21 protein-coding genes and 1 pseudogene are annotated in these 23,197 nt (G+C 71.8%); 10 read left to right on the top strand and 12 right to left on the bottom strand.

Annotation, left to right across the window (positions count from 1 at the left end):
- Nucleotides 1–38: 38 nt before the first annotated feature.
- Nucleotides 39–902, top strand: coding sequence for an inositol monophosphatase family protein (locus ACZ7P3_RS14950; protein ID WP_472081533.1), 864 nt, complete (start codon nt 39–41; stop codon nt 900–902).
- On the opposite strand, the gene ACZ7P3_RS14945 is transcribed toward ACZ7P3_RS14950, so the two are convergent.
- Nucleotides 890–2,101 carry an acyltransferase family protein gene (locus ACZ7P3_RS14945; protein ID WP_472081531.1) on the bottom strand — a complete coding sequence of 404 codons (1,212 nt, stop codon included), beginning with the start codon at nt 2,099–2,101 and terminating at the stop codon, nt 890–892. The two genes, ACZ7P3_RS14950 and ACZ7P3_RS14945, sit on opposite strands and share 13 nt — an antisense overlap.
- Nucleotides 2,102–2,542: 441 nt before the next feature.
- Between ACZ7P3_RS14945 and ACZ7P3_RS14940 the strand changes: the two genes are divergently transcribed.
- The 3 genes from ACZ7P3_RS14940 to katG all read left to right on the top strand — a co-directional run bounded on the left by ACZ7P3_RS14940 (nt 2,543) and on the right by katG (nt 6,831).
- Complete coding sequence (locus ACZ7P3_RS14940) at nt 2,543–3,700, top strand: abortive phage infection protein (protein ID WP_472081530.1); 1,158 nt, start codon at nt 2,543–2,545, stop codon at nt 3,698–3,700.
- 434 nt (nt 3,701–4,134) lie between these two features.
- On the top strand, nt 4,135–4,572 hold the full coding sequence (locus ACZ7P3_RS14935; RefSeq protein ID WP_472081528.1) for a Fur family transcriptional regulator: 438 nt from the start codon (nt 4,135–4,137) through the stop codon (nt 4,570–4,572).
- 33 nt (nt 4,573–4,605) lie between these two features.
- Nucleotides 4,606–6,831, top strand: coding sequence for a catalase/peroxidase HPI (gene katG / locus ACZ7P3_RS14930; RefSeq protein ID WP_472081526.1), 2,226 nt, complete (start codon nt 4,606–4,608; stop codon nt 6,829–6,831).
- A 208-nt stretch (nt 6,832–7,039) separates the two neighbouring features.
- On the opposite strand, the gene ACZ7P3_RS14925 is transcribed toward katG, so the two are convergent.
- Nucleotides 7,040–7,600, bottom strand: a complete 561-nt coding sequence (locus ACZ7P3_RS14925) for a GlcG/HbpS family heme-binding protein (RefSeq protein ID WP_472081973.1) — start codon at nt 7,598–7,600, stop codon at nt 7,040–7,042.
- Nucleotides 7,601–8,183: 583 nt separating this feature from the next.
- Between ACZ7P3_RS14925 and ACZ7P3_RS14920 the strand changes: the two genes are divergently transcribed.
- Complete coding sequence (locus ACZ7P3_RS14920) at nt 8,184–8,837, top strand: response regulator (protein ID WP_472081524.1); 654 nt, start codon at nt 8,184–8,186, stop codon at nt 8,835–8,837.
- 166 nt (nt 8,838–9,003) lie between these two features.
- Here ACZ7P3_RS14920 and ACZ7P3_RS14915 read toward each other — a convergent pair whose 3' ends face one another.
- Nucleotides 9,004–9,210, bottom strand: a complete 207-nt coding sequence (locus tag ACZ7P3_RS14915) for a hypothetical protein (RefSeq protein ID WP_472081522.1) — start codon at nt 9,208–9,210, stop codon at nt 9,004–9,006.
- 320 nt (nt 9,211–9,530) lie between these two features.
- Between ACZ7P3_RS14915 and ACZ7P3_RS14910 the strand changes: the two genes are divergently transcribed.
- A complete protein-coding gene (locus ACZ7P3_RS14910) occupies nt 9,531–9,974 on the top strand; it encodes a universal stress protein (protein WP_472081520.1) in 444 nt (147 codons plus the stop codon).
- Nucleotides 9,975–10,249: 275 nt separating this feature from the next.
- On the opposite strand, the gene ACZ7P3_RS14905 is transcribed toward ACZ7P3_RS14910, so the two are convergent.
- Nucleotides 10,250–10,708 carry a pyridoxamine 5'-phosphate oxidase family protein gene (locus ACZ7P3_RS14905; protein ID WP_472081518.1) on the bottom strand — a complete coding sequence of 153 codons (459 nt, stop codon included), beginning with the start codon at nt 10,706–10,708 and terminating at the stop codon, nt 10,250–10,252.
- Between the two features lie 361 nt (nt 10,709–11,069).
- Between ACZ7P3_RS14905 and ACZ7P3_RS14900 the strand changes: the two genes are divergently transcribed.
- Together ACZ7P3_RS14900 and ACZ7P3_RS14895 are read left to right on the top strand one after the other, a co-directional pair.
- Nucleotides 11,070–11,669 carry an Rv1733c family protein gene (locus tag ACZ7P3_RS14900; RefSeq protein WP_472081516.1) on the top strand — a complete coding sequence of 200 codons (600 nt, stop codon included), beginning with the start codon at nt 11,070–11,072 and terminating at the stop codon, nt 11,667–11,669.
- Between the two features lie 92 nt (nt 11,670–11,761).
- Nucleotides 11,762–12,277: a CBS domain-containing protein gene (locus ACZ7P3_RS14895; protein ID WP_472081514.1), complete on the top strand. Its 516-nt coding sequence runs from the start codon at nt 11,762–11,764 to the stop codon at nt 12,275–12,277.
- A gap of 150 nt (nt 12,278–12,427) precedes the next feature.
- Here the strand turns inward: ACZ7P3_RS14895 and ACZ7P3_RS14890 are convergent, their stop codons facing one another.
- Both ACZ7P3_RS14890 and ACZ7P3_RS14885 read right to left on the bottom strand, forming a co-directional pair.
- Nucleotides 12,428–13,834 (bottom strand): IS1182 family transposase, encoded by a 1,407-nt coding sequence (locus ACZ7P3_RS14890; RefSeq protein WP_472081512.1) that lies wholly within the window; start codon nt 13,832–13,834, stop codon nt 12,428–12,430.
- 195 nt (nt 13,835–14,029) lie between these two features.
- Nucleotides 14,030–15,361 (bottom strand): lanthionine synthetase LanC family protein, encoded by a 1,332-nt coding sequence (locus ACZ7P3_RS14885; RefSeq protein ID WP_472081510.1) that lies wholly within the window; start codon nt 15,359–15,361, stop codon nt 14,030–14,032.
- Nucleotides 15,362–15,557: 196 nt separating this feature from the next.
- Between ACZ7P3_RS14885 and ACZ7P3_RS14880 the strand changes: the two are divergent.
- Nucleotides 15,558–15,791: pseudogene (locus ACZ7P3_RS14880) on the top strand (GNAT family N-acetyltransferase); the annotation flags it as partial.
- Between the two features lie 213 nt (nt 15,792–16,004).
- Here ACZ7P3_RS14880 and ACZ7P3_RS14875 read toward each other — a convergent pair.
- The 5 genes from ACZ7P3_RS14875 to ACZ7P3_RS14855 form a co-directional block, all read right to left on the bottom strand.
- Nucleotides 16,005–16,940 (bottom strand): serine hydrolase, encoded by a 936-nt coding sequence (locus ACZ7P3_RS14875; protein ID WP_472081509.1) that lies wholly within the window; start codon nt 16,938–16,940, stop codon nt 16,005–16,007.
- Nucleotides 16,937–18,031 (bottom strand): LysR family transcriptional regulator, encoded by a 1,095-nt coding sequence (locus tag ACZ7P3_RS14870; RefSeq protein WP_472081507.1) that lies wholly within the window; start codon nt 18,029–18,031, stop codon nt 16,937–16,939. The genes ACZ7P3_RS14875 and ACZ7P3_RS14870 overlap by 4 nt, the downstream gene beginning before the upstream one ends.
- An 839-nt stretch (nt 18,032–18,870) precedes the next feature.
- The gene (locus ACZ7P3_RS14865; protein ID WP_472081505.1) at nt 18,871–19,287 is read right to left on the bottom strand and encodes an arsenate reductase ArsC; all 417 of its coding nucleotides are present in this window, start codon (nt 19,285–19,287) and stop codon (nt 18,871–18,873) included.
- A gap of 32 nt (nt 19,288–19,319) precedes the next feature.
- Nucleotides 19,320–20,054, bottom strand: coding sequence for an aquaporin (locus ACZ7P3_RS14860; protein WP_472081503.1), 735 nt, complete (start codon nt 20,052–20,054; stop codon nt 19,320–19,322).
- Nucleotides 20,051–20,425: an ArsR/SmtB family transcription factor gene (locus ACZ7P3_RS14855; protein WP_472081501.1), complete on the bottom strand. Its 375-nt coding sequence runs from the start codon at nt 20,423–20,425 to the stop codon at nt 20,051–20,053. The genes ACZ7P3_RS14860 and ACZ7P3_RS14855 overlap by 4 nt, the downstream gene beginning before the upstream one ends.
- Nucleotides 20,426–20,530: 105 nt before the next feature.
- Between ACZ7P3_RS14855 and arsM the strand changes: the two genes are divergently transcribed.
- Nucleotides 20,531–21,427 (top strand): arsenite methyltransferase, encoded by an 897-nt coding sequence (gene arsM / locus ACZ7P3_RS14850; protein ID WP_472081499.1) that lies wholly within the window; start codon nt 20,531–20,533, stop codon nt 21,425–21,427.
- A gap of 265 nt (nt 21,428–21,692) precedes the next feature.
- On the opposite strand, the gene ACZ7P3_RS14845 is transcribed toward arsM, so the two are convergent.
- On the bottom strand, nt 21,693–22,664 hold the full coding sequence (locus ACZ7P3_RS14845) for a ferritin-like domain-containing protein (RefSeq protein ID WP_472081497.1): 972 nt from the start codon (nt 22,662–22,664) through the stop codon (nt 21,693–21,695).
- Between the last annotated feature and the right edge of the window lie 533 nt (nt 22,665–23,197).

Genomic DNA, 23,197 nt, shown 5'->3' with positions numbered 1-23,197 from the left:
GTCCGCCGCCGGGCGGGCCCGGAACCTACCCTGCCTGTATGTCGATCATCAACGGGGAACTGTCCGACGGGGAGTCCGACGCCCAGCTGGCCCTGAGGGCCGCCCGGGCGGGCGCGGACGTGGTGCGGGAGATGTACGGGGGATCGCTCACCCGCTTCGAGAAGGCCGCCGGTGACTTCGCGACGGCGGCCGACCTCGCGGCCGAGAGGACCATCGTCGAACTGCTGCGCGAGGCGCGGCCCGGCGACGCCGTGACGGGGGAGGAGAGCGGCAGCACCGGCAGCGGCGAGGAGCGGCGCCGATGGCTGGTCGACCCGCTGTGCGGGACCCTCAACTACGCGGTGGGGAACATGCTGGTGGGGGTGAACGTGGCCCTGCGGGTGGGCGACGAGGTCACCGCGGCCGCGACGGCCGACCCGTTCAGCGGCGAGGTGTTCTGGACCGACGGGCACCGGGCCCGGGTCCGTCTCGACGGCACGGACGAGGAGCTGGCGCCCTCGCCGGACTCCGCGCTGGTGGATGTCAACCTCGACCCGCCGTTCCCGAACGCTCCCGGCTTCCGTGCCGTCCGGCTCCTGGCCGATCCGGGATTCGCCAAGCGGTTCCGGCCCCGGGTGGTCTCCACCACCCTCGCGGTCGCCTGGGTGGCGGCCGGCCGCCGGGCGGCGTACGTCACCGACGGCGACCTGCGCGACAGCGTGCACTTCTCGGCCGGGATCGCCCTGTGCCGGGCCGCCGGCTGCACGGTGACCGGCATCGACGGCGGGCCTGTGCACACGGGTGCGGGCGGACTGATCGTGGCCGCCGACGCGGAGACGCACGCCGCGCTGCTGGCGATGGCCGGGGACCAGATGAACCGGCGGCCGCCGGGCCGCGACGAGCCCGTGGATCACGCGCCCTGACCGGATCGGTCGGGGGGCGGGGCGGGAGCCTCCCGGCTGGAGGGCACCGACTCCAGCTGCCGGGCGGACCCGCCGCCGCTCCGGCGGTGGCGCAGCAGCAGCCGTCGTGCCGGACGCTCCACCGCCTCGAACAGCACCCAGGACAGACCCAGGGACACGCTGAAGGCGACGACGGTGACCGTCACACCCGCAAGGACACCGAAGTGCGGCTTGGTGCCCAGCAGGTTCGTGCCCGCGCGCAGGACCAGCAGATGGATCATGTAGAAGGCGAACGACAGTTCGCCCAGACGTACGAGCCGCCGATGCCGCCACAGGGACGGCAGCCCGTGCAGATCCGCGACGGCCGCCGCCGGAATGAGCAGGGTGAACCCGGCGAGGGTGCAGACCGTGGCGGAGTACCCGGGCGTGACCTGCGGGACCAGGAAGTAGCCGATGATCGCCAGGGCCATCGACGCCTCCAGTCCGGGCCCGCGCCACCGGCCGAGCAGCACCAACCGGGCCGTCACGGCGCCCAGGACGAACTCGGGGAGCCGGGCGGCCGGGAAGGAGTACACCGACTGGGTCATCCACTGGTGGGCGTCGGCCCAGGCCAGCACCAGGACCGCCGCGACCGACACCCCGCCCAGCGCGGTGGAGCCCCGGGCGCCGAGCCGGCGCAGCAGCAGGATCAGCAGCGGGAAGGAGGCGTAGAAGAACGCCTCGCACGCGAGCGACCAGCTGACCGGGTTCAGCGTCTGCCACCAGGGACGCCACCAGGAGTGCAGCAGCAGCACGTTGGCCAGCGTCTGTCTGGGCGTGGGGTTCCCCTGGTGGGCCAGCGTGTACGTCATGAGGAGCGCGACGGCCAGGGTGACCAGGTGCACCGGGTAGATCCGCGCGATACGCCGGCGCCAGAACGCGAGCGCGCGGTCGTGGGGCCGCGCGGACCAGGTCAGCACGAAACCGGACAGCACGAAGAAGAACGACACGCCCGTGGCGCCGGCGCCGAATCCCCACAGCACGATGCGGCCGGCGCCGCCTCCGAAGTAGCCGAAGTTGTTGACGTGCAGTCCGAACACCAGCAGGGCCGCCATCCACCGCAGCCCGGTGAGGGACGGCAGCGAGGGCAGCGCGGCGGGCGGGGAGGACCGGGCCGAAGCGGTGCCCGTGCCGGTCCGTGTGGGCGGCGTCCGGGTCGCCCGGGTCGTCGCCGTGGTCATCCAATCACCTGCCGCTGGAGTTTCGCGTGGGGCATGAAGGGGAGCGTTGCCCGTTCGCACCTTCTCAATCACGTCCTGGTGCAAACATCACACTGCTGCCGAACGACGCAGTACCCGGTATGCCACGGATGGCCCGACGTGATGCACCCGTACGAGTGACGGGACCTGTTGACCGGCCGGACCGTGGGTGGAGTCGGGCGGAGGTGACGTTCGCAGGGGTGAACGCGCCCTGTCCATAAGGCAGTTCACCGCTCCCGCACGGTGGTCCGCCGAGGGCCGGGGCCGGCGCCGTTCTGGCCCATGGAGGTGCGAAGCGCGCTCCCGGCCGGGCCGGCCACCCCGGCAGCCGCGACTTTCGCCGCCCGATCCGCTTCCTTCGGCCCTGTGCCGTAGACCATCGGGGGACGGCGCGGGCGGGACCGGTGGCGCCAGGGTGGCCGTATGCAGAAGACCCATGACCCCATGCACCGGCCCGACACGCACCGGACCGACGGGATCGGCCGTGCACAGTTCCTGGCCGGGACGGCGTGCGCCGGGCTCGCCGTGCTGCTGCCGGCAGGCACGGCCCGGGCGGCCGAACCGCGGCACGGACTGCGCCACCGAGGCGTCGTCTACACCGTCGGCGAGGGCTCCACGCCGGCCACCGGCTTCCGTGCCGCCCGGATGCGCCGGGACATCCGCGTGATCCGCGACGACCTGCACGCCGACACCGTGGACGTCACCGGCGACGGCGTGGAGCGGCTGACGGCCACCGCCGCCGAGGCCGCGGAGCGGGGCCTGCACATCTGGCTCCAGCCGACCCTGGGCGACGTGCCCGAACGGGACATCCTGGAGCACCTCGCCGAGACCGGCCGCTTCGCGGAACGGCTGCGCCGCCAGGGTGCGAGCGTCGATCTCAGCGTGGGCTGCGAGTTCTGGCTGTTCGTGCCGGGCATCGTCCCGGGCGACACGGTCCTCGAACGTGTGCAGAACCTGCTGGACGGCAAGGTCGACCCCGTCGCGATGCAGCGCCGCCTGGACCGCTTCACGGCCAGGGCGGCGGCGGTCGGCCGGTCCGTCTTCCGCGGCCGGCTCAGCTATGCGGCCGCCCAGGACGACCGGGTCGACTGGCGGCTCTTCGACATCGTCGGCATCGACTACTACTCGTACTTCCCCCGCCGCGCCGACTACGTACGGGAGCTGCGCGGTCACCTGCGCTGGGGCAAGCCGCTGGCGATCACCGAGTTCGGCACCTGCGCCTACGTCGGCGCGCCCGAGACGGCCGGCATGGGCTGGAACGTCGTCGACCACGACAAGGATCCCGAGGAGATCAAGGGCGACCTGGTGCGCAGCGAACGCACCCAGGCCGCCTACCTCACGCGGCTCGTCGACGTCTTCTCCTCGATGGGCCTGTACGCGGCCATGGCGTTCGAGTTCGTCACCCCCGACGCACCGCACCGGCCCGGCGATCCCCGCCACGACCTCGACATGGCGAGCTACGCCATCACCAAGCCCATCGAGAACCGCCCGTACGACCCTGCCGCCGGCTGGCACTGGGAACCCAAGGAGGCCTTCCACGCCCTGGCCGCGCGGTACGCGAGGGACGCGCACCGCGGCTGACCGCACCGGTCGCGGAGCCGAGCGCTCACCCGTTCGCAGGATCCTTCGGCCCGGCGCGCGGCCGGGGCGGGACGTGCCGGCACATGATGCTTCCGTGCCTGCGCACGCCCCGGTCCCGCCCTGCGCCCCGCCGGCCGCAGCCGTGCCTCCGCCCCGCCGGCCGAAACCATGCCTCCGCGCCTCGGCCGAGACAACGCCTCGGCCCCTCCCGGCCGAAACCACGTCTCCGCCCCCCGGTCGCAGCCACGCCGGTCCGGGGCGGCCGCGCACGGGCCGGTGGAGCCGGACGCGAGCGGGTAGGACCATGCCCGGGCCGGGTAAGGCTACGAAGCCGCGAAGCTACGCAGAGGCAAACACCGGCCCGCGACACGAGGCCAGAATTGCATGGTTCGTTTTCTTGAATCTCTCGTGTTTATGAGGGTAGGTTCGGCGGCATGACCGCCTCCCAGACTCCGACCACCGCCGAGGAGCTGCGCGGTGCCGGCCTGCGCGTGACGGCGGCCCGCGTCGCGCTGCTGGAGACCGTCCGGGACGGTGACCACCTCGGCGTCGAGGCGATCGCCTCCGGGGTCCGCGACCGCGTGGGCCACATTTCCCTGCAAGCCGTCTACGAGGCCCTGCACGCGCTCACCGCGGCGGGCCTCATACGCCGTATCGAACCGGCCGGCAGCCCCGCCCGGTTCGAAGGACGCGTCGGCGACAACCACCACCACGTCGTGTGCCGGTCGTGTGGTGCCGTCGCCGACGTCGACTGCGCGGTCGGGGAGGCGCCCTGCCTGACCGCGTCCGACGACCGTGGCTTCTCCATCGACGAGGCCGAGGTCGTCTACTGGGGCACCTGCCCCGACTGTTCCACCGGCCGCAGTTTCTGAGCACCGAGTTCCGTCCCGTTCGGAAGGATTGCCATGACTGAGAACCACGACGCGATCGTCGCAGACGCGAAGTCGGAGGAGGGGAGCGGTGGCTGCCCCGTCGCGCACGGGCGTGCCGCGCACCCGACCCAGGGCGGTGGCAACCGCCAGTGGTGGCCGGACCGGCTCAACCTGAGGATCCTTGCCAAGAACCCCGCCGTGGCCAACCCCCTGGGCGAGGACTTCGACTATGCCGAGGCGTTCAAGGCCCTCGACCTCGCCACCGTGAAGCGGGACATCGCCGAGGTGCTGACCACCTCGCAGGACTGGTGGCCCGCCGACTTCGGCAACTACGGCCCGCTGATGATCCGCATGGCCTGGCACAGCGCGGGCACCTACCGCATCAGCGACGGCCGCGGCGGCGCCGGCGCCGGCCAGCAGCGCTTCGCCCCGCTCAACAGCTGGCCGGACAACGCCAGCCTCGACAAGGCCCGCCGCCTGCTGTGGCCGGTCAAGAAGAAGTACGGCCAGAGCATCTCCTGGGCCGACCTCATGATCCTGACCGGCAACGTCGCCCTGGAGACGATGGGCTTCAAGACCTTCGGCTTCGGTGGCGGCCGCGAGGACGTGTGGGAGGCGGAGGAGGACGTCTACTGGGGTCCTGAGACCACCTGGCTGGACGACCAGCGCTACACCGGCGACCGCGAGCTGGAGAACCCGCTCGGCGCGGTCCAGATGGGCCTCATCTACGTCAACCCGGAGGGCCCCAACGGCAACCCGGACCCGATCGCCGCGGCCCGCGACATCCGTGAGACGTTCCGCCGCATGGCGATGAACGACGAGGAGACGGTCGCCCTGATCGCCGGCGGTCACACCTTCGGCAAGACGCATGGCGCCGGCCCGGCGGACAACGTCGGCCCCGACCCCGAGGCCGCCCCGATGGAGCAGCTGGGCCTCGGCTGGCGGAGCGCCTACGGCACGGGCGTGGGCAAGGACGCCATCACCAGTGGCCTGGAGGTCACCTGGACCACCTCCCCGACCCAGTGGAGCAACGGGTTCTTCAAGAACCTCTTCGAGTACGACTACGAGCTCACCCAGAGCCCGGCCGGCGCCCACCAGTGGGTGGCGAAGGACGCCCCGGAGATCGTTCCGGACGCCTTCGACCCGTCGAAGAAGCAGCGCCCGACGATGCTCACCACCGACCTCTCGCTGAAGTTCGACCCGATCTACGAGCCGATCTCCCGCCGGTTCTACGAGAACCCGGAGGAGTTCGCGGACGCCTTCGCCCGCGCCTGGTACAAGCTCACCCACCGTGACATGGGCCCGAAGTCGCTGTACCTCGGTCCGGAGGTCCCGCAGGAGACGCTGCTGTGGCAGGACCCGCTGCCCGAGCGCGAGGGCGAGCTGATCGACGGCGCGGACATCGCCTCCCTGAAGGCCAAGCTGCTCGACTCCGGCCTGACCGTGTCCCAGCTGGTCTCCGCCGCGTGGGCGTCCGCGTCCACCTTCCGCGGCGGCGACAAGCGCGGCGGTGCCAACGGCGCCCGGATCCGCCTGCAGCCGCAGCGCGGCTGGGAGGTCAACCAGCCCGACGAGCTGGCCCAGGTGCTGCGCGTCGTCGAGGGCATCCAGCAGGAGTTCAACGCCTCCTCCGGAGCCAAGAAGGTCTCGCTGGCCGACCTCATCGTCCTCGGCGGTGTCGCGGCCGTGGAGAAGGCCGCCAAGGACGGCGGCCACGCGGTCGAGGTGCCCTTCACCCCGGGCCGTGTCGACGCGACCGACGAGCACACCGACGCCGAGTCCTTCGCGGCGCTGGAGCCGGTCGCCGACGGCTTCCGCAACTACGTCGGCAAGGGCAACCGCCTGCCGGCCGAGTACCTGCTGCTCGACAAGGCCAACCTGCTCACCCTGAGCGCCCCCGAGATGACCGCCCTCGTCGGCGGCCTGCGCGTCCTCGGGACCAACCACCAGGGCTCGCAGCACGGTGTCCTCACCGACCGGCCCGGCACGCTCACGAACGACTTCTTCGCCAACCTGCTCGACCTGGGCACGACGTGGAAGTCGACGTCCGAGGACCAGACCGCCTTCGAGGGCCGTGACGTGGCCACGGGCGAGGTGAAGTGGACCGGCACCCGTGCCGACCTGGTCTTCGGCTCGAACTCCGAGCTGCGCGCGCTCGCCGAGGTGTACGCCTCCGACGACGCCGCGGAGAAGTTCGCGAAGGACTTCGCCGCCGCGTTCGGCAAGGTCATGAACCTCGACCGGTTCGACCTCGTCTGATCCACCCCCTGAAGGCGTCCGGACCGGCCCGCACAGGCCGGTCCGGACGCCTTCGCCGTGCCCGGGCGCCTCGGCCGGAGGTGCCGTTGCCGTCGCCTCGCACCGGTCAGGTCATCCCGTAGCCGTAGCCGTAGCCGTAGCCGTAGCTATAGCCGCAGCTATTGCCGAAGGCGGTCCGCGCTCGTAGCCGCGCTCGCGGCCTCCGGCCTCAGCGGCCCAGTGTCGCCGCGCCGGCCTGTGCGTACCGCTCGTCCAGGTCGCCGGACGGGGCGCCCGCGACGCCTATGCCCGCGACCGGGGCGTCGTGGGCGGTGAGCGGGGCGCCGCCCGCGAGGAACAGCGTGCCCGGGATGTCCTTGAGGTTCGGTGTCTGCTCCAGGCGCTTGGCCAGCTCGGACGTGGGGGCGTTCCAGGAGACGGCGGTGAACGCCTTGCGTTCGGCGGACGCGTACGACTGCGGGCCCGCACCGTCCCCGCGCAGGGTGACCAGCGTGTTGCCGTTGCGGTCGACGACGGCCACCGACACCTGCCGGCCGTCCTGCTCGGCGGCGTCCACGGCGGCCTGTGCCGCCCTCGTGGCCGCGTCGAGGGTGAGGTGCCGGCTCTCGGTGAGGTTGCCGGACCGGGCGGCAACGGCGGCGGGTGCCGTGCCCGTGGAGTCGGCGGCGCTGGCGGCGACCGTACCGACTGCACCGGCACCGGCGACGGAGAGGACGGCGCCGCCCACGAGCACGCGGGTACGGCGGGACGGCATCTTGCGGCCGCGCATACGGCCGGACATACGGCCGGACATACGGCCGGACGTGCGGTGGGACGTGCGACTGGACATGGCGAGCACCCTTCGGGAGCGGGATCCGGGGGCCGACTGGCTCCCACAACGATCCTCGGCCCGGAACCGGCGGCCCCCCGTCGACGGACCGGTGGTCCCTGTGGTCATCCGAACGGATGACCCCGCACGCCTCGGGTCAGGGAACAATGGAGGGTGTTTGCCCAGTTCAGCGCGATGACGAGGGAGGAGCCGGATGAGGGAGGAGCCGCCAGGGGCCATGCCCGACCGTGACGACACCCGTGCCCTCACCGTCGTCATGCACACGGCGTTCTTCGTGCTGCTGGGCGCCTCCCTGGCCCGCTACCTCGCCCGGCACGCCGACGGTCCCCGCACTCCGTGGATCATCGGCCTGTCCGTGCTGCTGGCGCTGCTGTACCTGCTCGGCACGGCCCTCGGCCCCCGCCCCACCCTGCGCCGCCGGACCTGGCTGGGCCTGGTGGCGCCAGCTGGGCGGCACCCTGACCGTCGAGTCGGCGCCGGGCGAGGGCACCGCCCTGTCGGCCGCGATCCCGCTGGAGCCCAGATGACCGGCACACCCGAGGCGACCGGCGGCGGTCCCGTGCGCATCCTGGTCTGCGACGACCACGCCGTCGTACGCGCCGGACTGCTGGCGCTCCTGCACAGCGCGCCGGACATCGAGGTCGTCGGCGAGGCCGGCAGCGGCGAGGAGGCGCTGGCGCTGGCCCGCAGGACGACGCCGGACGTCGTGCTGATGGACCTGCACCTGGGCACCGGCATGGACGGCGTGGACACCACCCGCCGGCTGCGCGCCCTCGTACCGGCCCCGCACGTCCTGGTCCTGACGACGTACGACACCGACGCGGACGTCACCCGTGCGATCGAGGCCGGAGCCACCGGCTATCTCCTCAAGGCGGAGCGCCCCGAGGACCTCTTCACCGCGATCCATGCCTCCGCCCAGGGCCGCCCAGCCCTCTCACTCCCGGTCGCCGGCCGCGTCATGGCCCGCCTGCGCAACCCCCGGCCCGCCCTCACTCCCCGCGAACGCGACATCCTCGCCCAACTCTCCCAGGGCCTGTCCAACCACGCCATCGCACGCGCCCTGTACATCAGCGAGGCCACGGTCAAGACCCACCTCCGCCGCATCTACGACAAGCTCGGCGTGGACACCCGTGCCGGCGCCGTGGCAGTGGCGAAGGAGCAGCGCCTGCTGCCCTGAGACGACCGCCGGCTCTTGTACCCGGCCGCCTGCCCTGCCCGGCTGCTCCTGTGCCTGCCGGCTTCTGTGCCCGGCAGTTCCTGTGCGGGCCGATTTCTGCGCCCGCCGGCTTCTGCGTCTGCCCGCTCCCGTGCCTGCCCGCTGCCGTACTCCGCCTCCACCGCCCTCAGCCGAACAGGCTCCGTACCCGGATCGTCTCGACGCGCCGCCAGGTGCCGCCGGGCAGCAGGACCCAGTCGCCGGCCGTGCCCCGGGCACGTTGCGGCAGCCGGCCGGACCTCGCCCGCGGTGCCGGGACCCGCGCCGCGCCGGTCGCCGCCCGCCGGTCGCCGCCGCGTACGCCCCGCCGCCGTGCCCGGGCCCGTCTGCTCACGGCCCCTCCCGTCGGAGGTGCCCCCGCGTGGACTCACCGCGCCCGGTGAACCGGGGTGCGTCGCCGCTGCGCGCATGCATGATCACTCACTCCTCGACCGTCCTGCCCTCCCTCCAGCATGAACCCACGACCCGCCGAGCGTGCGGGAACCGGAAGCGGCACCCGACGGGACCCAGGCGTCCTGCCGTGACGAAGGGCCGGGGTGCCGTCCGTCATGCCCCCGGAGGTCCATCGGTGGCGGGGCGGCGACGCCTCGCGCAGCGTGGAGACGAGGGGGCGACCGGTCGGGTGGCGCGAGAGCCGCAGGAGAGGTGGGACTCATGGACAGGGACGTCTCCGAGCCGAGGGTCGTGGTCGGTGTCGACGGTTCGCCGTCCTCGTACGGTGCGCTGCGCTGGGCCCTGCACTACGCCGGACTCGTCGGCGCCACCGTGGAGGCGGTCGCCGTCTGGGAACTGCCCGGCCTGCAGGGCTGGTCGGGGCCGGCCGTGGACATGGACGTGGACGAGGAAGACGCCCGGCAGCGGATGCGGCAGGAGCTGACCGACGTGCTCGGCGCGGACGCGGCCGGGTCGGTCACGACCCACGTGGTGCACGGCAATGCCGCCGACGTCCTGCTGCGGGCCGCCGAGGGTGCCGAGGTCCTGGTGGTCGGCAGCCGGGGGCGGGGCGGCTTCGCACGCGCCCTGCTCGGTTCCGTCAGCCAGCACGTCTCCCAGCACGCGAACTGCCCGGTCGTGATCGTGCGCGCAGCGAAGAGGTGAGCGCGCGGGCCGGTGAAGAGGTGGAGGTGCGGGCCGCGGAGAGGCGGATGTGCGGGCCGCGGAGAGGTGGATGTGCGGGCCGGTGAAGAGGTGGACGTGCGGGCCGCGAAGAAGTGAACGCGCGGGCTGCGAAGCCGTGATCGTGCACACCGAGAGGTCGTGATCGTGCACGACTGACAGGTCGTGATCGTGCGCACCGACACATCGTGCGCACCGGCAAGTCGCGTCATGGGGCGCACCCGAAGGCGCGAGCCGTCGCGCGGCCCCGGTCGCGCTCACCGCGGACCGCGTCCGCCGGTGTCCGCCTCGGTGAGCAGCAGTCCGGTGACCAGATCGGGGCGGATGCGCACCGTCTGGTCCATGTCCCCGTGCGGGGACCAGGGGTGCAGCAGCCCCCGGATGCGGTCGAGTTCGCCGGGGTCCGTGACCAGGCGGGCGTAGCCCGTGACCACCACGCTCCAGCCGAGGTGCGTGTCCGGGTCGATGGCGTCGGCCTCGTAGGCGACGACCACACCGACGCCGCCGGTCCGGTCGGCCCGGGAGGTCAGGGCCGCACCCTCGTGGGTGCGGATGACGATGTCGCCGCCGTACAGGACATGGTCGACCGGGCGGACGGTGGGCAGGGCCTGCCGGGTGAAGACGAGCCTTCCCAGGGACACACTGCCCAGCAGCCGCAGCGCTTCGGGACGGTCGAGCTCGATGCGCCGGTACGCCGGACGGTCGTTACGGATCATGGTCGGCTTCTTCGCGGAGTGCAGCGGAGCGACACCGCGGGGGATCGGTGCCGCTCCTGCCTCCACTGTGACGCATGACCGCACCTGCTCTCCAGTGCCGTTCGGCCCTGCCGGCGGGTCGTACGTCCCACCCGCGGGAGGAAACGGACTCCGGCCGGCTCTTCCATCGACACGGCAGCCGTCCGGATCGAGGTGCACGATGGTGTGGTGACGCTTACGGGCCGGATCCATGAATCGGCTCTGGTGCCGCTCGCCGCCTGCCTCGCGAGCCGTGGCCGGCGTGGTGGACGTGCGGTGCGCACCGTCCCGGTCCGCCCGGTCACCCGGACCTCGGCCCGGAAGGCGAGAGGAGGCGGCGACCATGACACGGACACCTCCCATGACGGTGGCACGGGTGCGGCTGTGGCGGTGGCGACCCAACACCCTCAAGCGGCACAGCGACGTCGTCGAAGCCTGGATCGTGCTCGGCACCTGGATCCTCGCGCTGGTGGCGGGAGTGCTCGCGGGGCAGGCGGCGGCCCTCTCCATGGACTCGGCGCTGTCCGCGCGGCGGGCCCAGGTGCACGCCGTGTCCGCCGTCCTCACGGACGGCGCGCCGAAGGCCGCGCCCGACGGAGGGTACGACGACGGCCAGGTATGGGCCACCGTGCGCTGGACGACCGGGAACGGCGCCGTGCACACGGACCGGGCGAAGGTCCGCCCGGGCGCGCCGACGGGCAGCCCGGTCACGGTGTGGACGGACGGCTCGGGCCGGATCGTCTCCGCGCCCACCACCCCGGCGGAGGGCATGCTGCAGACGGTTCTCGCCGGCGTCCTCGTGGCACAGGTCGCGGGCACGGCCGTGTGGGCCACGGGCTGGCTGGTCCGGGCCCGGCTCGTCCGGCGGCGGCTGGCCGAGTGGGACGAGGAATGGAAGCGCATCGGGCCCGAGTGGCGGAACCTGAGCGGCGGCAGGGGCTGATCACCGTGACGAGCCACCGCCGGTCGGCCGTCCCGCGCAAAGGCGCCGCGGCGGTCCCCGGATCGGCCGGCGGTGAGCGGGAGGAGGCAGCCGTGGACGACGAGCTCTCGGTGGGCGCCCTGATGAACGCGGCGCCGTACTCGATCGGCGAGGACGAGACGCTGCTGATGGCCTGGGAGGTCATGGAGCGGTCCGGGCAGCGCCAGCTGCCGGTGGTCCGCGCCGACGGCTGCTGTGCGGGCGTGCTCGACGGTGCCGAGCTGGCCGTCGCCTGCGCGGCCCCGGCGGTGACGCTGTCCCGGCGCCGGGTGCGCGATCTCGTGTTCGGGCGCCGTACGGTCACGGTCCATCCGGAGGAGTCGACGTTCCGCGCCGCGGCCGTGATGACGGAGGAGCACATGGAGGCGCTGCCGGTCACCGACGCGCACGGACGCCTGACCGGCCTGCTCACGGCGCTGGACTATGTCGCAGCCGCCGCGGCCCGGCACCGCGCCTCCGGGCCGGTGCAGGAGGTGCCCGATCCACCCCGTCCGTCCCCTGCCCGTGCCACGCTGCCCGGGCTGCCGCCGCGCCTCAGGGAGCGGGAGCGAGGCATTCCCATCCCCTAGGAGCATGGGTCAGTAACAGGCAGCTGGCCGAGTGGCCGTGAGCGGTGGGATCAGTCGCGGTCGCCCGGTCGCCGTCTGTGAGGCCGGGATGGGGGTTCTGCCCGTCAGGTGTGCGGCCTGGTCGGACCGTGACGGGGCCGGCCCCGCTGATCAGCCGACCATGGCGGCGAGTCCGGCGGTTCCTGTGTGTCGGAAGATCTTGCGGAGATTGTGGCAGGCGGCCAGCAGGCGCCACTCGCCGCGGGCGCCGTCTTCGCCGCGCAGGAGGAGCTGGCGGCCGTTCTGGCAGGTCATGATCTGGCCGAAGACGGGTTCGACGATGGTCTTGCGGCGACTGTAAGCGGCCTTGCCGGGCTTGGTCCGCAGCTTGCGGGCCATCCGCTCCTTCAGCGTGGCGTTCGCTGGTATCCGTCCACGCGGTGCGGGCGGGACCTGCTCGTCGTGTGCCAGGCGTCCGGTGGCCATGAACGTGTCAGTGCCGCAGACCAGTTGACGGTCCCTCGCGGCGTTGAGATTGGCCTCGGAGCAGTAGCCGGCGTCAACCAGCGCCTGCTTGGGGTGGCGGCCGGTGTTCCAGGCCGACTGGTCGAGCATGGTGGTGTAGTTCAGCGCGTCGGAGGGGTTGGTCGTCACGTCGGCAGCGGTGATGACCTGGTGCTTCTCGTCCACGACGGCCTGGGCGTTGTATGCCTGGATGTAGGCGCCGTCGCTGTTCTTCATGATCCGCGAGTCGAGGTCGGTGAAGTTGGCCTGCGCCTTGGGCTTCGGACGCGCCTTCGCGGCGGCCTGCTGTCCGGCGTCGGTGACGGCCTGCTCCTGGCGGCGGCGTTCCTTCTCCTCGGCGTGACGGCGTGCGTTGTCGGCGGCTTCGGCCTCGATCTGGGCGCGGGCGGCCTGCATTCTGCCCAGGCGCTTCTCGCGGCGGTCGAGTTCGGCGGGCAGGTCCACGCCCTTGCCGTCAGGACCGAAGGTCTGGTCCTCGGCGGTGTCGGTGGCCTCGGCGTCGGCCAGCAGCGCGTGGGCCTTGGCCTCCAGCGCGGCGATCTCGGCCTCGACGCGCTCCTCCTTGTCGACCAGGCGGCCGTAGCTCATCGCCTTGTGCTTGGAGGCGTTGGCCGCCAGTTTCGTGCCGTCCACGGCGACGCGGCCCATCTTGACCATGTCGAGCTTCTGCGCGAGGTACAGGGACTGGGTGAACAGGTCGGCGAGGGCATCCAGGTGGCGGCGGCGGAACCGGGCGATCGAGCGGTAGTCCGGGGCGTGGTCGGCGGCCAGGAACCGGAATGCGACGTCGTCGGTGCACTTGCGCTCGATCGCCCGCGAGGAGCGGACGCCGGTGGTGTAGCCGTAGATCAGCAGCCGCAGCATCAGCCGGGGATCGTAGGGCGGGTAGCCGCGCTTCTCGGTGTAGTCTGCCCGCACCGGCGAGAGGTCGAGCACCTCGTCGACCAGGTCGGCGACGAACCGGGCGAGGTGGTCCTCGGGCAGCCAGTCGTCCAGCGACGGAGGCAGCAGCAGGACCTGGTGCGGGTCGAAGGCCCGAAACGTCTTGTCCACCACCGCCGGACGGCCCCGAGACCGTTTGCTCTCAACCGGCTCGACCTCGAACAGTCCATCCCCACCACGCATATCGAGATCATCTCGCACGAAAGATCGCGAAGCGCCAGTGGATCGCCGCGGGCCCTCGTGCGTGGTCGTGGTCAGCTTTGCTGAGATCGTTATGGCTTACTTGTCTCGAATGAGGTCACTCGCTCATGATTCCGTCCGGGCACTGCGCAGGTGTGCCGGTACCGCCCACCACTGGTCCGGGCGGTCCACGACCGGGGCGTCGGGGCCGGTCTCGCCGTACCGGGCGAGGCGCAGCAGGTAGGCCGCGATGCCTGCCGCGCCCTGCATCCACGTCGTCCGGGGCGGCAGCAGCGGCGGGTCCTCGCGGTGTTCCAGAAAGCGCCAACGGGCGCCCGCGCCGTCCCTGACGACCCGGTCGACCAGCGCATCGCCCATGCGGTGCGCGGCCCGCAGCAGGGTCTGCCTCCTCTCCGGCGCCCGGCAGTCCTGGGCGGCGTCCAGCAGGACGTCTCCGACGCCTGCCGTTCCGCAGCAGCGGCCGTCGTTGTCCCAGAAACCGGGACGGAGGCGTTCCGGCAGACCCGAGGTGAGGATCGAGGTCAGACAGCGCTGCCGCAGTTCGTCGACGTGGTGACCCGCCACCTCGGTGACCCCTGCGTGCGCCAGCGCGGTGAACAGGTGCGAGGTACCCGCCGGGCCGTGGCACCACGTGTACGTCACCGGTTCCACCTCCCGGCGCGACGGCGGGATCGTGTGCGGGACGACGAAGCCCGCGTCCTTCAACGACCCCACCGAGAGGACGTGCCGGGCGCCTTCCACCGCGGCCTCGACGAAGTCCTCGCGGTCCAGGGCGGCGCCCGCGACCGCCAGTGCGGCCGCGACCCCGGACGTTCCGTGCGAGTAGTTCGGCGCCCTCGACGGTCTCCCCGGCGTCATGCCCCAGTCGAGGCCCGCTTCCGTACGGTCCGCCGCCCGCAGCAGGGCCTCGCCTCCCGTCGTCGCGATCACCTCGGTGAACTCGCTCTTCGCCCAGACCGCCGTCATCACCACGCCCGCGGTCCCCATGATGACGTCCGTCAGGGGCGCGTCGGAGCCCGGCTCGAAATCGAGCGTGGTCTTCCATCCGTCGCCGGTGGCCAGGACGGCCAGCCGCCGCAGCGCCACGGCTTCCTCGCCCGGGGCGAGCAGTCTGAGCGCCGTCGCGTCGCCTGCGAGGCCGTCGTACAGCGAGGGCTCCGTCCGCCGCCCGGCCTGTGCCGACAGCCTGGTCACGATGCCGGTCGCCAGTGCCGCTTCCGTCGCGCTCAGTTCCCGGTACTGCGCGATCTCGGCCAGCACCGGGGCCAGGCCGGCGATTCCCGCGTACAGCGAGTCGCGGTCCTGTGCCGGTGACGGGGCTTCCGGAGCGCCCTCCACCACCGTCTCCACGAGCCACGGACCCTCGTCCTCGCGCACGTGGTCCAGCACCCACGACCACGCGGCCTCGGCCACGTCCCGATATCCGTCACTCCTCATCCGGCCACGCTACAACCGCCGGATGAGCCGGTCTGCCCGGTGAGGTGCTGTCGGCCCGTCAGTTCCGGCCGTCGTGGGTACCGGCCTGCGCGGCCGTCCTCAGGTCACGCAGCCAGGCTTCGAGGCCGTCGCGCGGGATCTTGGTAGCGGTGGGAGCGTCCGCGTCGACCTGCGCGCCGGTGTAAGTGAGAAGTGCATCATCCCGTCAGCGCGAGGCAAGGGATACGCCTCCGAAGCCCTCCGCGGACTGCTGCTGTTCGCGCGGTCACGCGGTGTCACCTGTGTGAAGGGCGACGCCGACCACGACAACATCGCGTCCCAGCACGTCATGATGGCAGTCGGCATGCGGCCGGCCGGACAAGATGAACGCGTCAGGTACTTCGAGATCACCTGGACCCACACGACGGCGAATACTGACCCACGCTCCTAGCCGAGACCGGAGACCGGGGACCCGGGGACCCGGGGACCGGGGATTGGGGACCGGTGGCCGGTGATCGGTCTCCGGTGGTCCGTGGCCGGAGACCGATCACCGGAGACCGGAGACCGGAGACCGGAGAACGGGGACTGGCGGCCGGAGACCGGTTCCTGGGCGCCGGACCGGCTGGGCGCGCATCCGCGTGGCGTCCTCCGCCACCGTGCCGGCTCAGCCGCGCAGTGCCTCGAAGGCCTGCCGTGCAGCGTTCCCGATGGCGAAGTCGATGTCCGGCGCCAGGCCCGCCCGCCGGTCCGCCCGGGTGAGCGCGGCCATGGCCACCCGGTCGCCGGACTCCGCCTCCACCACCCCGATCTCGTGCCGCAGATGCAGGAACGTGCCCGTCTTGCCGCTCAGCCGCAGCGAGTCCGCGCGCAGCTCGCTAGCCAGCCGCTGGGTGAAGACCTGAAGGCCCATCAGCCGGCGCAGCTCGGCCGTCGCGCGGGGACGGGAGATCTCGTCCCGCCAAATCCGCTGCAGCAGGTCCACGAGTGCCGCGGCCGAGCCGAGGTTGGCGTGTGCCGGATCCAGGGTCTCGATGGTGTGCCGCCCCGCGCGCTCGTCCCGCACGGCCAGTTCCAGGGCGAGGGAGAAGTCGTTGCCGGCTGCCCCGGCGGCGCATTCGTACATATGGTTCATCCGGTGCCGCACCCGTATGCCTTCGCAACCCCACGCCCGTAGGCGTGTGTCGACCTCGGCCATCGGCACCAGGGCGAACAGCGCGTCGGCGGCGGCGTTGTCGCTCACCGCCAGCATCAGCAGGAGCAGGTCGCCGACGGCCACGGTGGCCGGGTGCCGGAACGCCGCGAGCCCGGTGGGCCCGACGCTGCTCGTGGCCGGATCGAGCGTCACCGCGTGGGCCGGGTCGAGGTCCCCGGCGGCGATCAGGTCCAGCACGGCCAGAGCGAGCGGGACCTTCACCACCGAGGCCAGGGGCAGCGACTCGTCGACGTCGAAGCCGAGTTGCTCGCCCGAGTCGATGTTACGGGCGAGGAACGAGCCGCGGACCCCGAGGGCCGCCCAGTCGCGCGCGACCGCCTCGGCGACGTCGAGCAGGGCGCCGTCACCGGCGACGCAGGCCGGACGGTAGGGCGGTTCCGCGCTCATCCGCGAGCCGCCAGCCGCGCCGGGACGTCCTCGCCAACGGGCCCGGGCCGCCGCGGATCCGGTACGGGAGCCGCGGCGCCGGCCGCTCCCGCCAGCGCGGCGACCAGCCAGCCGGGAACGTCCTCCGCGCCCCGCTGGCGCCGTGTTCCGTGCACGTCGTACCCCCGGTGCAGTGAGGCATCGGCGAGCGGCGCCCACCTCGCCCCGTGCTGCCGTGCGAACGGCTCGGCACACAGCAGCATCGACCGGCCGGCCAGGGTCTCGGCGAGCGCGGTGGCCGCCGGACCGGCCGACCGGATCTGCCCTTCGGGCAGCCCGGACCGGGCGGCGGCACGCACCAACCTGTCGTACGCGTACGGCACTTCGTCCTCCGGCAGGATCACGAGGGGCGGCGCGGCGGTCCGTTCACCGTCCGTGGCCCGCCTGCGGCGCGGTCGCAGGTCCTCCAGGTGCACCGCACGCGGCCGGTTTTCCCGCACATCGCCGCGTGTGGCCTCCTGCGCATCCGCGCGTGCGGGCTCCTGCGCATCCGCGCGTGTGGCCTCCTGCGCGTCGGCGGGTGCCGGCTCAGCGTCGGTGCGTGCCGGTTCCCGCGCATCGGCCGGCGGCGCCGAGGCCAGGCCGAGCGGTACCCGGAACGCGGCGTGCTCCGGAGCGACACGCACCAGTGCGCAGGAGAGCGATCCGTCGGCCAGCCCGGCCACCCGCTCCTGAGGCGGCAGTTCGCGTACGCCGAGGGTGATCCCGCGTTCGGCACCGGCACGGAGCACGCGCGCCAGCGCCGCCGGAGGACAGTCCGCGGGCACCCCGACCGCACGCACCCGCGCCTGCCGGGCGGACCGGGCCGCCTGTCCCAGCCGCTCGGCCCGGTCCAGCACGTCCTGTGCGTACGGAAGCAGCAGCATGCCGAACTCGGTCGTCGCCACCTGCCGCCTTGACCGGTCGAACAACGGGCCCCCGAAGTGGGCCTCGAGCGTCTTGATACGGCGGCTGAGCAGCGGCTGGGCGATCCCGAGCCGGTCGGCCGCGCGCGAGAAGCTCGACTCGTCGACCGTCGCGACGTACGCCTCCAGATGGGCGAGGAGATCCATCCCGCAGTCATATCAATAAGGTATCTACCGTGTCGATTTAGCAGTGATCGTCACTTATAGCAAACATGCAGGTCACAGTGCTAGAGCCCCGGAGCGCTCCGGGCCTCTGGTACTACCCGTGCTTACTGTGTGCTGACCTGCAGGCACCTGTCATCACCCGAGGAGACCCGTCCCGTGCTGGGTCGGTGCTGATCTCCTGTGTGTTCCCGTTTCGGGCGTGGCATCGATGTGGTGGCCGACCGCTGCGGCTGTGTGTGGCGGGGCGGCCGGGTGCGGAGCGGGAACCGTACGTCCTCAGGGGTTTCCGGGGGAAGGTCGCCGTCCCAATTGGGCGGGCTGGAACAGCCTGTTGTCGGGGCGGAGGCTCCGTCGTTCGCCGGCGTCGTCGGTGAGTCCTGAGAGCTGAACGTGTTGTCGACCTTCGCGACCGTCCTGGTCGCAGCCCTCGTCGTCGTCGTGGAGCTGGGGGCCGTCTGTGCCGGCCGGTGCCGTCGCGGGCTGGGGAGGTCGAGGGTCAGCGAGGTCGTGGCCTTCACCCTTGGAAAGCCAAACGTCTTTGGAGGCTGCTGGGGACTCTCTGTTCCCTCCGGTGTTGCGCGGACCGCGTGGAGCGACCGCCAGGGCGTTGCCGGAGACGACGGTCGCCGGCCTGCCACGGGTCACCGCAGAGGACCGTCCGCCCGCTTCATCGCGCGGCCCCATCGCTCCGCTGGCCTGGTAGCGCAGCAGACAGTCGATCTGAAGGCGTCCCTGGCGGAGCGCGAAGCCGAACTGGAGGCTGCCCGGGAAGCCAACCGGTAGCGGACCAGGGCCTTGAACCAGCGCGAGTGACCGGTCTGTCAGCCGGGCGTCACTTCCGAAATCAGCACCCGGACGCGAGACTCGATCGCGTCGCGGATGGGGCGTACGGCCTCAACACCCTGTCCGGCAGGGTCGTCGAGCTGCCAGTCGAGGTACCGCTTGCCAGGGAAGACGGGGCAGGCGTCGCCGCACCCCATGGTGATGACCACGTCGGATGCCCGGACGGCCTCCACCGTGAGGATCTTCGGGGTCTCGGCGGAGATGTCGATGCCGACCTCGCTCATCGCTTCGACCACGGCCGGGTTGACGGTGTCCGCGGGAGCCGAGCCGGCGGAGCGGACCTCGACGCGGTCGTCCGCGAGGTGAGCGAGGAAGGCGGCGGCCATCTGGGAGCGGCCGGCGTTGTGGACGCAGACGAACAGCACCGACGGGCGCGGCGTGGCGGAAGAGCTCATGAAACAGGGACTTTCTCGGGAGAACGGATCGGTCAGGAGACGGCGGGTTCCGGCTCGCCGTGCGGGACGACGACCTCATCCGGGATGGGAGCAGGACGGCCGTAGACCACAGCGACGGCCCCCAGACCGAGCACGGCTCCCAGCACCTGGGCCGCGATGAACGGGGCGACGGAGGCAGGGGCGATGCCGGCGAAGGTGTCGGTGAACGTCCGGCCGATGGTCACCGCCGGGTTCGCGAAGGACGTGGAGGAGGTGAACCAGTACGCGGCGCCGATGTAGGAGGCCACCGCCGCGGGGGCGAGCGCGGCCCGGCTGATCCGGCTGAGGCCGAAGATCAGAAGGATCAGCCCGGTCGTCGCGACGACCTCCCCCAGCAGCAGGTGACCGGCGGACCGGTCGTGGGCGGAGAACTTGACCAGCGGCTCGGCGAACATCGCATCGGCCAGGACAGCCCCGCCGGTCGCGCCCGTGATCTGGGCGGGTACGTACGCGGCGACGTCCCGCAGGGCCAGGCCGTCCGGATCACGGCGGCCGGTGAACCAGGCGGCGAGCGTGACGACCGGGTTGAAGTGCGCGCCGGAGACCGGCCTGAGCAGCAGAATGAGCACGCCCAGGCCGAAGACCGTGGCGAGGGAGTTGGCGAGCAGCTGTACACCGACGTCGCGCGACAGCTCGGTGGCTTGGATGCCGGAGCCGACCACCACCGCCACCAGCAGTCCGGTGCCGATTGCCTCGGCGGCGGCCCGGCGGGCGAGAGAGGTGCTCATGCGCCGGCTCCGGCAGGCTGCGTGGTGGTCAGGACCGCGGCGAGCTTGTCGAGGACGCCGGGCAGCACCCAGTAGTAGACCCAGGTGCCGCGGCGCTCGCAGTCGATGAGTCCGGCCTGGCGCAGGAGCTTGAGGTGGTGGGAGATCGTCGGCTGGGACAGGTCGAAGGCCGGGGTCAGCTCGCACACGCAGACCTCGCCGCCCTCGCCGCGCGAGGCGATCATCGACACCAGGCGCAGTCGGGCCGGATCGCCCAGGGCCTTGAAGACTTTCGCCAGGTCGGCGGCCTGGTCTTCGGCCAGGGGCGCGGCGGACAGGCCCGGGCAGCAGGCTGCGTCCTGGCCGGTCACCTCAAGCTCTTGTTTCGACATGCCTCTATGTTGACGTTTTTCGATCCAAGGCGCAAGGTTGCATCAATGAACGTCGATACAAGCCGTTCCGGGTCCGTGCTGCGACCCGTCATCTGGGAGTGAGTCATGAGCGAGCAGACGACCACTGACCTGCGCGAAACCGTCCGCCAGCGGTACGCCGCGGCGGCCGTGAAGGTCACCGAGGGCGGCACCGCCTGTTGCGGACCCGAGCCGGTCGAGGTCGACGAGAACTTCGGCTCCACCCTCTACGCCGCCGACGATCGCGACGCCCTGCCGGCCGAGGCCGTCGCCGCCTCTCTCGGCTGCGGCAATCCCACCGCCGTTGCCGAACTGCGCGCGGGCGAGCATGTTCTGGACCTCGGTTCCGGGGGAGGTATCGACGTCCTGTTGTCCGCCCGCCGTGTCGGCCCCACCGGCAAGGCGTACGGGCTGGACATGACCGACGAGATGCTCGAACTCGCCCTGGCAAACGCCGAGAAGGCGGGCGCGATGAACGTCGAGTTCCTCAAGGGCACCATCGAGGCCATCCCGCTGCCCGCGAACACCATCGACGTCGTGATCTCCAACTGCGTGATCAACCTGTCCACGGACAAGCCTGCCGTGTTTGCCGAGACGTTCCGGGTGCTGAAGCCCGGCGGACGTATCGGCGTCTCCGACGTCGTCGCCGACGACAGGCTCACGTCCGCGCAGCGGGGCGAGCACGGCGACCATGCCGGCTGCATCGCGGGCGCACTGTCCTTCGCCGAGTACCGGGAGGGTTTGGAGGCCGCGGGGTTCGCCGACGTCGAGATCACCCCGACGCACGCCGTCGCCGACGGTATGCACTCTGCCATCGTCCGCGCCGTCAAGCCGGTGGCCGTTGACACCCATTCCGGGGTGACGGAGTCGGCCGATGCCTGCTGCGGTGTGAACGCCTGCTGCACCCCGGCCGAGACGGCCGCCGACCGCACCCTGACCGTCACCGAGGCCAAGAGCGCCTCCGGGTGCGGCTGCCAGAACTGACACGATGACGGCTCCGGACGGCCCGCATCGGAGTCCGGCAGCGGGCCGGTCGGCTGGTGGCTATCGGGGCAGGCTCTGGGTGTCGATCCCCTCGCAGCGAACCAGGTCGTAGCCCTTCGCCAGCCAGAACCCCAACGTCCTGGAGGCGTCTTCTACGCTCCACGTTCCGTCCCCGGTGGCGCGAACGTGCGTAGGGTTGTAACCGGTGCCTTGCACCTGGCGTCGGCGCCATACGGTCGGGTTCCCGGACGCCGACCGGCGTGGGTCATCCGCGGGGACGGAACTGAGGGCCATAGGTCTCCTTGGTGCCGGTGATGGGCATCTCCATCAGGTCCACGGCGGGAGTCTCCAGCCTGCGCATACGCCGCACAGCCGTCCTGAGACTGTGGGGGTCGCCTTCGCCCCACGCCGTGTCGAGCGCTTCCAGAAGAGAGGCGTATGTGCGGTCGAAGTCGTCCAGGAGTCGCCGGGCCCCGGCGGGCGCCCTGTCCCAGCCGCCCGCCGGGACCATGGACATGGGCCGCGTGTCGGGGAAGGGGACCGCTGCTCCGGTGAACTGCCACGTGCCGCCGGCCTCACGCAGTTGCCGACCGTGGTAAATCTCGGCGAAGGCGTAGTAGTGCGCCATGTGGCCGTCTCCCAGGCCGTCGGCCGGGGAGACCGAGGTGCCTTCCCCCTGGTCCTTGATGATCTCGATCGAGCGCTCGATGTCCTCAAGGGTCTTGGCAGGTCTGAGTGTGTCCTCACCGATGCGTTCGTGCATCTGCCGGTCGACGGAAAGATCGGGTGCCACCACCCGGAACGCCTTGAGCAGTTCGTCGTAGAAGTGGCCGATGCTGAGGGGTTCACGCGCGCTGTCGGTCAGTGGTGCCGCAGGCGCCTCGATGGCCATCATCACGTCCCGCACCAGTGCCTTGGTCAGACCCGACAGGTACACGTCGACCCCTGGATGCACCCCGCCCGGCAACGGACCCGGGTAGACCGGTGCCGACTCCTTGATCCGCGGCCGGCCCCCCAACCCCGCCAGCAGATTGCAGACGATACCGAGGTGGTACATCTCGTCGGAGATGATGCGCCGGATCAGCCGGGCGGCGTCACACTTGCGGTTCTTGATGGACCACCAGCCGCACAGATAGGGCGGGATGGTGGAGAGCTCGATTTCCACGGCCACCTGAAGGGCCGATCTGAGCCAGTCGACGCCGCGGTTCTCCTCGGGGACGGCAACCAGGCGGCCCACGGTCCCGTGTTGCGGTGCGGCGTACCGTTCGGGCTCCGAACGTCTGGGGCTGTGGGTACAAGCGGCCACAGAGGCCGGTGTACCCGCCGCCAACGCAGCCGACGCCAGGAGGCTACGACGCCGAACAGGAACACCGGCCGACTCCTCGGGAAATCCACTCGCCTTCACCACCGCCACCGCCGTCTCCGCACCCGCCGGTGATCCCGGCATCGCCCTCGAACCAGGTGCGCGAAGCTAGCAGCCTCGCCAGGTCTCTCCGTGGCGCCTGCAGCCCACGACGCGCCCCACCACGCCATCGGTCCAGGACCGGGAACCAAGCGGCCATCGGCCCCGACTACATACAGATCGAGGAGACCGGGATTCGCGGGACGGGTCCCGTTTCGGACCGGCCCTGCGGGCTGGGGCACCGCGGAGTCCTTCATGCCGGTCGCGATCGCCAGGTCCGATCCGGTGTCCGTCGATGAGGCTCATTCCGGAACTCGGCCCTTGGCCTGTCCGATCCGACGGGTGACGTAGACCCACCGCATGTCGAG

This window comes from Streptomyces sp. NPDC107581 (assembly GCF_055657175.1).
This window is presented reverse-complemented; position numbering and strand designations above follow the sequence as displayed.